The sequence below is a fragment of the Sphingomonas sp. 66-10 genome (assembly GCF_001897045.1).
Lineage (GTDB): Bacteria > Pseudomonadota > Alphaproteobacteria > Sphingomonadales > Sphingomonadaceae > Sphingomonas > Sphingomonas lycopersici.
On record NZ_MKRR01000160.1, the window covers coordinates 42,285 to 49,982 of the forward strand.

Below are 7,698 nucleotides of genomic sequence, written 5' to 3' on the forward strand. Positions count from 1 at the left end.
GGCCGCCCGGCGATCGCGACGAGCAAGGCGGCGTGATGCGCCGCGTCCGCCGGGCCGGGATCGATCACCGCGACATCGCGCGTGCCGACGATATGCGTCTGCGTGCCGGTGAAGGTATAGGGCGACGGATTGGGCGCCAGAACCCGCGTTACGAGCGGTTCGAGCGCGATCGCGATGCCGGTCGGTGGCTCGTCCATGCCCCGCGAGATGGCGACTGGCGACGGCGAAGGCAAGCGAAAGCGGTGGGAAACTCTCTTCTCCCCTTCGGGGGAGGGGACGGGGGAGGGGCAGGGATCTCACCGAGACCTCTCCCCCGTGACTCCCCCACCCCAACCCCTCCCCTGAAGGGGAGGGGCTTTACGATCACTGATCCGGGTCGGGGATATTATGCTCCATCCGCGCGATGCTGCGATCGATGCTGGCGATCGCCGCGCGCCGCCCTTCCTCGGGCATCGAGGCATTCGCCGCGAGCGACGCGCGGGACGCACGCAGACCGGCGATCGCGCTGCGCAGCGCGTTGCGCCGGGCCTCGGCGGCGTCGATCCTCGCCGCCTGCCGCGCCGCGTCGCCGGCATGCGCGATACGATCGCGGCAGATCACGGTGACGTTCCGCCCGTCGACGGCGGCGTGCATCGTCATCTCGCTGCCCTCGCCGCAATTCTGCGACGAGACGACCGGCGCCGCGCGCATCGCCCGCGCCGCCGCGCGCTCGGCGCGTGCGGCTTCGCGATCGGCACGCGCCGCCTCGCGGTCGAAATGCATCGGCGGCACAGGCGGTACCGGCGGCACCGGGGCGATCACCTCGACATGCGGCGCCGGCGGCACCGGCGGGACGGGAGGCACCGGCACGGGATGCGCCGCGCGATAGGCGTCGGCGTCCGCGCCCTCATAGACATGGGTCTCGCCGTCATTGTGGACGACGACGCGGTTGCGACGCTCGCCCGGCGCGGGGGTGGCGGCGGGCGCCGGCTGCGCCTCGGGCGTCACCGGGGGCGGCGGGCGGAGCAGCGCGCTCGGCTTGATCGCGTCGATATCGATCCCGGTGGCGCGCTCCATCCGCGCGCGCATCTGTTCCGCGGCGGCGGTGCCGGTCGCGGTCAGCCCGAGCGCGGCGGCGCCCAATGCCACCACCCCGACGCCCCCGGCGAGCAGCCGCGCGCGGGTGGCGGGGGTAGCGAGCATCCGCAGCCGCCCCTTGAGATCGTCGACCGTATGAAGATGGCACGCCGCGGCGATCGCCCCGCCGTGCGCCGCCTTGACGATCGCGCAGGCATAAGCGTGGCGCTCGCTCGCGCTGCGCCCGGCGAGGACGCGCGCGTCATTGGCCATTTCCTGATCGGCGCGATAGGCGCGGAAGGCGAACCATGCCAGCGGGTTGAACCAGTGCAGCGCGAGCACCGCCAGCGCGACCCAATTGGCGATCAGATCGCCGCGCGCGTGATGCCCGAGCTCGTGCGCCAGCGCGAGTTCGCGTTCGCCCGCATCGTAGCGCCCGGCGAAATCGCGCGGAAAGGCGACGAAGCGCCGCGTCACCCCGAAGGCGAGCGGCCCGGCGGCGGCGGGGCTCGCGACGATCGTCACCCCGTCGATCCGGTCGAGCGGGGTCGCGGCGGCAAGCAGCCGGCGGCGGAAGCGCCGATAGGTGACGAACTGCCAGCCGATCACCGCAAGCGCCCCGACGCCCCACAACAGCACGAACCCCGCGCCGAGCAGCGCCGCCAGCGAATGCGTCGCCGCCGCGGGCGTATCCGTCGCCGGCAGGATCATCACCGACATCTCGCGCCCCATATCGTGGAGCGGCGCGGCGAGCGGCGGCACCACGCCGTCGCGCAACGTCGTCGGCAACGGCGGCAGGAGCAGCCGCAGCACGGGCAGCAGCCACAGGGCATAAGCGACGGGCGCGCCGAACGCGCGGCGCACGGGGATGCGGATCGCCAGCACGAGGGCGATCAGCAGGGCCGAGGCGAGCAACGCCTCCACCGCCCAGGCGATCATTGTTTGAGCGCCTTCAGCAGCGCTTCGATCTCGGCGATATCCTGCGCCGACAATTGGTCGCGCTCGGCGAGATGCGCGACGAGCGGGGTGAGCTTGCCGCCGAACAGCCGATCGATCAGCCGCCGCGATTCGCCCGAGACGTAATCGCCGCGCTGCACCGCCGGACGGTAGAGATAGCGCCGGCCGTCCTCCTCATGCGCGACCGCGCTCTTGGCGAGCAGCCGGCCGAGCAAGGTCTTGACGGTGTTGACGCTCCACCCGCGATCGGGGCCGACACGCTCGGCCACCTCCTGCGCGGTGAGCGGGGATTCATCCCACAACACCTCCATCACGGCATGTTCGGCATCGCTGATCCGTTCCGCCACGACTCGACATCCTCTTCTAATGACTACGGCTGTAATTGCACCGATTACAGCCGTGGTCAAGATCAGGATTCACGTCATTCCCGCAAAGGCGGGAATCCATTCGCACAGGTCGCGGAGAGACTCGCGAGGTCAGCCAGAATGGATTCCCGCCTTCGCGGGAATAACGAATTCTGTCGGAATATTTTACACCCGACGCTCATGATAAAGCATCGTTAACCAGCGTATCGCTAGGTTTGCCGCCGGTCGGCCCGGCTGGCACGCGCGCTGCATCGCGTATCGTACACCAAGCGTAAGTCACGCTTCAGCAGGGCGGGTGCGTCGTTCGCGACGCCCCGCCCTCACCCGTTATTCGGCCTTGGCATAGCCCTGGACCAGCTCGGCCAGTTCGCCGGATTCGTACATCTCCATCATGATGTCCGATCCGCCGACGAATTCGCCGCCGACATAGAGCTGCGGGATCGTCGGCCAGTCCGAATAGGCCTTGATCCCCTGGCGCACGCCCTGATCCTGCAGCACGTCGACGCTTTCGAACGCGACGCCCAGATGCTGGAGGATCGCCACCGCGCGGCTCGAAAAGCCGCATTGCGGGAACAACGGGCTGCCCTTCATGAACAGCACGACGGGATTGTTCTTCACCACCGCATCGATGCGGGCCTGGACATCTTCGGTCATCGCCGGTTCCTCAAACTATCTGTAAGCCGTTATTTCGGAACGGCAGTGGTAAGCTGCAAGGCGTGGAGCACGCCGCCCATCCGCCCGCCGAGCGCGGCATAGACCGCCTGATGCTGCTTGACCCGCGTCATCCCCGCGAACGAGGCGCTGGTAACGCGCGCGGCATAATGATCGCCGTCGCCCGCGAGATCGGTGATCTCCACCGCCGCATCGGGAATGCCTTCACGGATCAGCGCGGCGATATCGTCGGCCGCCATCGGCATGTTATTGCGCTTCCATCAGCTGGCGGCGCGCCTCGACGGTCTGCTCGTCGAGCGCGCGGCGCACCGCGGCCTCGTCGGCCTCGACCCCGGCCGAGGTGAGATCGCCGAGCACCTTGCGCACCACATCGTCGTCGCCCGCCTCTTCGAGATCGGCGTGGACCACCGTCTTGGCATAGGCATCGGCCTCGGCGGGGGTGAGCTTCATCAGCTCCGCCGCCCATTGCCCGAGCAGACGGTTGCGGCGCGCGACGATGCGGAACGCCAGTTCCTCATCCCGCGCGAACTTGGTCTCGAAAGCGCGCTCGCGATCGTCGAACGTGGTCATGTCTGCTCCCAATCTAACTCCGGATGGAGATAGAGAGCGCGCGCCTCCCGCGCAACGGGGGGTTATCGGCGCGTAGCCCCTCTTTCTCCCCTCCCTTGAACAAGAGGGGGGTCGGGGTTGGGTTGGCCTGCGAGGAAGCGGATCGGTGCCTCTCATACCCACCCACCCCCAGCCCCTCCCTTCACCAGGGAGGGGAGCAGCGGGTCACGGCTATTCCGCCACCCGCACCACGAGCTTGCCGATCGCGTCGCGCCGGCCGAGCCGGGCGATCGCCTCGCCGCCCTGTTCGAGCGGGAACACCCCGGTCACCTTGGGCGCGATCTTGCCCGCCGCCCATAGCTCGAACAGCCGCGCGATATTGGCGCGGTTGGCCTGCGGGTCGCGCGCGGCGAAGGCCCCCCAGAACACCCCGCACACGTCGCAGCTCTTGAGCAAAGTCAGGTTGAGCGGCAGCCGCGGGATGCCCGCCGGGAAGCCGATCACCAGATAGCGTCCCTCCCATGCGATCGAGCGCAGCGCGGGCTCGGCATAATCGCCGCCGACCGCGTCATAGACGAGGTTGAAGCCGTCCGGCCCCGCCTTGGCCTTGAACGCATCCGCCAGCGCCTTCGATTCCTCCTTGGAAAACGGCCCGCGGCCATAGATCAGCACGTCGTCCGCCCCGGCGTCGCGCACCGCTTGCGCCTTTTCCTCCGAGGAGACCGCACCGACCACCCGCGCGCCGAGCGCCTTGCCCAGCTCGACCGCGGCGAGCCCGACACCGCCCGCGGCGCCGAGCACCAGCAGCGAATCGCCCGCCTTGATATGCCCGCGATCGACCAAAGCGTGGATCGTCGTTCCGTAGGTGAGCAGCATCGAGGCGCCTTCCTCGAAGCTGCGCTCGGCCGGGAGCGGATAGAGCGCGGCTTCGCGGAACGCGACGCGCTCGGCCATCGCGCCCATCCCGCTATTGCCCATCACGCGATCGCCGGGCTTGAACGCCGAGACGCCCTCGCCGACGCTGATCACCACCCCCGATGCCTCGCCGCCCGGCGCGAACGGCCGCGGCGGCTTGAACTGATATTTGTCCTCGATCACCAGCACGTCGGGATAGTTGACCGCGCACGCCTTCACCGCGACCACCACCTCGCCCGGCTTAGGCGTCGGTTCGGGCAATTCGCCGATTGTCAGGGTTTCGGGTCCGCCGATCGCGGTCGACAGCAATGCGCGCATGTCCGCTCCTTCGCTCTTTTTCGAATTAACGGTATCGTCTTGCAGCGCGCGGCGCGGCGCGTCCAGACCCTTTAAAGCCCCTCCCCTTCAGGGGAGGGGTTTGGGGTGGGGGAGTCGGGAGTTATGGGCGGACGGTCTCGGTGAGACATCGCCCCACCCCCCGCCCCTCCCCTGAAGGGGAGGGGAGTTTTCACTTACGCCGCCCGCTGGCTCACCCACGGACGCGCGCCGTCGATCTCGGCCTCGTAGCGCGTGATCGCTTCGTCGCGCTCCAGCGTCAGCCCGATCTCGTCGAGCCCGTGCATCAGGCATTCGCGGCGGAACGGGTCGAGCGAGAATTCGAACCGGTCCTGGAACGGCGTGGTCACCGTCATATGTTCGAGATCGACCGAGATCGGATCGGTCTTGGCGACCTCGATCAGCCGGTCGATCGCCTCCTGCGGCAGCACGACGGTGACGATGCCGTTCTTGAACGCATTGCCCGAGAAGATGTCGGAGAAGCTCGGCGCGATCACCGCCTTGATCCCCAGGTCGTTGAGCGCCCAGGCGGCATGCTCGCGGCTCGACCCGCAGCCGAAATTGTCCCCCGCGATCAGGATCGGCGCGCCGGCATAAGCGGGGTCGTCGAACACATTGCCCGGCACCGCGCGCACCGTTTCGAACGCGCCGCGACCCAGCCCGGCGCGGGTGATCGTCTTGAGCCAATGCGCCGGGATGATCACATCGGTATCGACGTTCTTCTGGCCCCACGGATAGGCGCGGCCGGAAACGCTCGTCACGGCTTCCATTACATCACTCCACTACGCGTGCGCGTTCTTGTTCGGCGGCGCCGGCCCGCTCCCCACCCGACCTTCCATCAAGGATAAACCGAGTGGGAGGTCGGGTACGGGAGCGGGCCGGTGCCGTGAATTCAACGCGTCGCCGTCTTTTCCTTGGTCGCCCCGGCGGTCTTGGCGATCGCGGCATAAGCGGCGACCCCGCTCAGCAGCGATCCGACGACCAGCAACACCAGCACGTTCTTCATCGCGCCCTCCCCTCTCTCAACCGATCAACTCGCGCACGTCGGTCAGCCGCCCGCTCACCGCCGCCGCCGCCGCCATTGCGGGCGAGACGAGGTGGGTGCGCGCACCCGGCCCCTGCCGCCCGACGAAATTGCGGTTGCTGGTCGACGCGCAGCGCTCGCCCGCCGGCACCTTGTCCGGGTTCATCGCGAGGCACATCGAGCAGCCCGGCTCGCGCCATTCGAACCCCGCCGCGGTGAAGATCCGGTCGAGCCCCTCGGCCTCGGCCTGCTGCTTGACCAGCCCCGAGCCGGGGACGACCATCGCGCGCACCCCGTTTGCGACGTGCCGCCCGTCGGCCACCGCTGCCGCCGCGCGCAGATCCTCGATCCGGCTGTTGGTGCAGCTGCCGATGAAGACATGCTGGATCGCGACGTCCTGCATCCGCGTCCCCGGGGCGAGCCCCATATAGTCGAGCGACTTGCGCGCCGCCGCCTGTTTGGACGGATCGGCGAAGCTTTCGGGATCGGGAACGACGCCGGTGATCGGCACGACATCCTCCGGGCTGGTGCCCCAGGTGAGGCCCGGCGCGATATCGCTCGCGGCGAGCACGACGCTTTTGTCATACACCGCCCCGGCGTCGGTGGCGAGCGAGCGCCACCAATCGACCGCTTTGTCCCAATCGGCGCCGGTCGGCGCCATCGCGCGGCCCTTGAGATAGGCGAAGGTCGTATCGTCGGGCGCGATCATCCCGGCGCGCGCGCCGCCCTCGATCGACATGTTGGCGACGGTCAGCCGCCCTTCGAGCGACATCGCGCGGATCACATCGCCGGTATATTCGATGACATAGCCGGTGCCGCCGGCCGCGCCGATCCGCCCGATGATCGCGAGGATCACGTCCTTCGGGCTGACCCCGAAGCCGAGCGTGCCGTCGACGCGGACTTCCATCGTCTTGGATTGCGATAGCAGCAGCGTCTGGGTGGCGAGGACATGCTCGACCTCGCTGGTGCCGATCCCGAACGCCAAAGCGCCGAGCGCGCCGTGCGCCGAGGTGTGGCTGTCGCCGCACACCACCGTCGTACCGGGCAGGGTGAAGCCCTGTTCGGGGCCGACGACATGGACGATGCCCTGCGCGGGCGCGAGCGCGTCGATATAGGGAACGCCGAATTCCGCGACATTGTGGCGCAGCGCGGCGAGCTGGGTCGCGCTTTCCGGGTCGGCGATCGGCAGCTCGCGCCCGTTCGCGTCGACCCGCGGGGTGGTCGGCAGGTTGTGATCGGGGACGGCGAGCGTCAGATCGGGCCGGCGCACCTTGCGGCCGGCGGCGCGAAGCCCCTCGAACGCCTGCGGGCTGGTGACCTCATGAACGAGGTGGCGATCGATATAGATCAGGCAGGTCCCGTCGTCGCGCCGTTCGACGACGTGCGCGTTCCAGACCTTTTCGTAGAGCGTGAGCGGGCGAGTGGCCATGGTGCGAGACGCCTTAGAAGCCTAATCGCTTCAGGGCAACGTCATGATCGTCCGGTTTTTATGCTTATGGTGTAATGAAATTACGCGAGCCCTGCTCCCCTCCCTCGTGAAGGGAGGGGCTGGGGTGGGGCGGGTATGAAGCGCGCGCGCCGGTATCCTCGCCGGCCAACCCGCCCCCGCCCCCTCCCTTGCTCAAGGGAGGGAAACGAGAAGGATTAAGCCACGTATTTCGCGGTCGTCTTCGCCGCAACTTCCTCCGCACTCACCCCGTCGGCGAGCTCGACCAGCCGGAACGGTGCGCCCTGGCCGTCGCGCTGGAACACCGCGAGATCGGTGATGATCATATCGACCACATTCTTCCCGGTCAGCGGCAGCGTGCAGGCGGGGATGAACTT

The 7,698-nt window shown here is 68.5% G+C and carries 8 protein-coding genes and 2 pseudogenes; all 10 read right to left on the bottom strand.

Features of this window, described 5'->3' with window-relative positions:
- Window positions 1–197: pseudogene (locus BGN95_RS24960) on the bottom strand (MBL fold metallo-hydrolase); the annotation flags it as partial.
- 166 nt (window positions 198–363) lie between these two features.
- Entirely contained in the window at window positions 364–1,995 is a 1,632-nt protein-coding gene (locus tag BGN95_RS24965; RefSeq protein WP_286774360.1) for a M56 family metallopeptidase, read from the bottom strand.
- Window positions 1,992–2,360, bottom strand: coding sequence for a BlaI/MecI/CopY family transcriptional regulator (locus BGN95_RS24970; RefSeq protein ID WP_179513366.1), 369 nt, complete (start codon window positions 2,358–2,360; stop codon window positions 1,992–1,994). Before BGN95_RS24970 ends, BGN95_RS24965 begins: the two co-directional genes overlap by 4 nt.
- Window positions 2,361–2,705: 345 nt before the next feature.
- Window positions 2,706–3,032, bottom strand: coding sequence for a Grx4 family monothiol glutaredoxin (grxD, locus tag BGN95_RS24975; protein ID WP_179513365.1), 327 nt, complete (start codon window positions 3,030–3,032; stop codon window positions 2,706–2,708).
- Between the two features lie 29 nt (window positions 3,033–3,061).
- On the bottom strand, window positions 3,062–3,295 hold the full coding sequence (locus BGN95_RS24980; RefSeq protein ID WP_179513364.1) for a BolA/IbaG family iron-sulfur metabolism protein: 234 nt from the start codon (window positions 3,293–3,295) through the stop codon (window positions 3,062–3,064).
- A gap of 1 nt (window position 3,296) precedes the next feature.
- Window positions 3,297–3,620: a DUF1476 domain-containing protein gene (locus BGN95_RS24985; protein ID WP_179513363.1), complete on the bottom strand. Its 324-nt coding sequence runs from the start codon at window positions 3,618–3,620 to the stop codon at window positions 3,297–3,299.
- Between the two features lie 210 nt (window positions 3,621–3,830).
- Window positions 3,831–4,832 (bottom strand): NADPH:quinone oxidoreductase family protein, encoded by a 1,002-nt coding sequence (locus tag BGN95_RS24990; protein ID WP_286774361.1) that lies wholly within the window; start codon window positions 4,830–4,832, stop codon window positions 3,831–3,833.
- Between the two features lie 194 nt (window positions 4,833–5,026).
- The gene (gene leuD / locus BGN95_RS24995; RefSeq protein WP_179513361.1) at window positions 5,027–5,620 is read right to left on the bottom strand and encodes a 3-isopropylmalate dehydratase small subunit; all 594 of its coding nucleotides are present in this window, start codon (window positions 5,618–5,620) and stop codon (window positions 5,027–5,029) included.
- Window positions 5,621–5,872: 252 nt separating this feature from the next.
- Window positions 5,873–7,303: a 3-isopropylmalate dehydratase large subunit gene (gene leuC, locus BGN95_RS25000; protein ID WP_286774362.1), complete on the bottom strand. Its 1,431-nt coding sequence runs from the start codon at window positions 7,301–7,303 to the stop codon at window positions 5,873–5,875.
- Window positions 7,304–7,518: 215 nt separating this feature from the next.
- A pseudogene (locus tag BGN95_RS25005) lies at window positions 7,519–7,698 on the bottom strand (succinyl-CoA--3-ketoacid-CoA transferase); the annotation flags it as partial.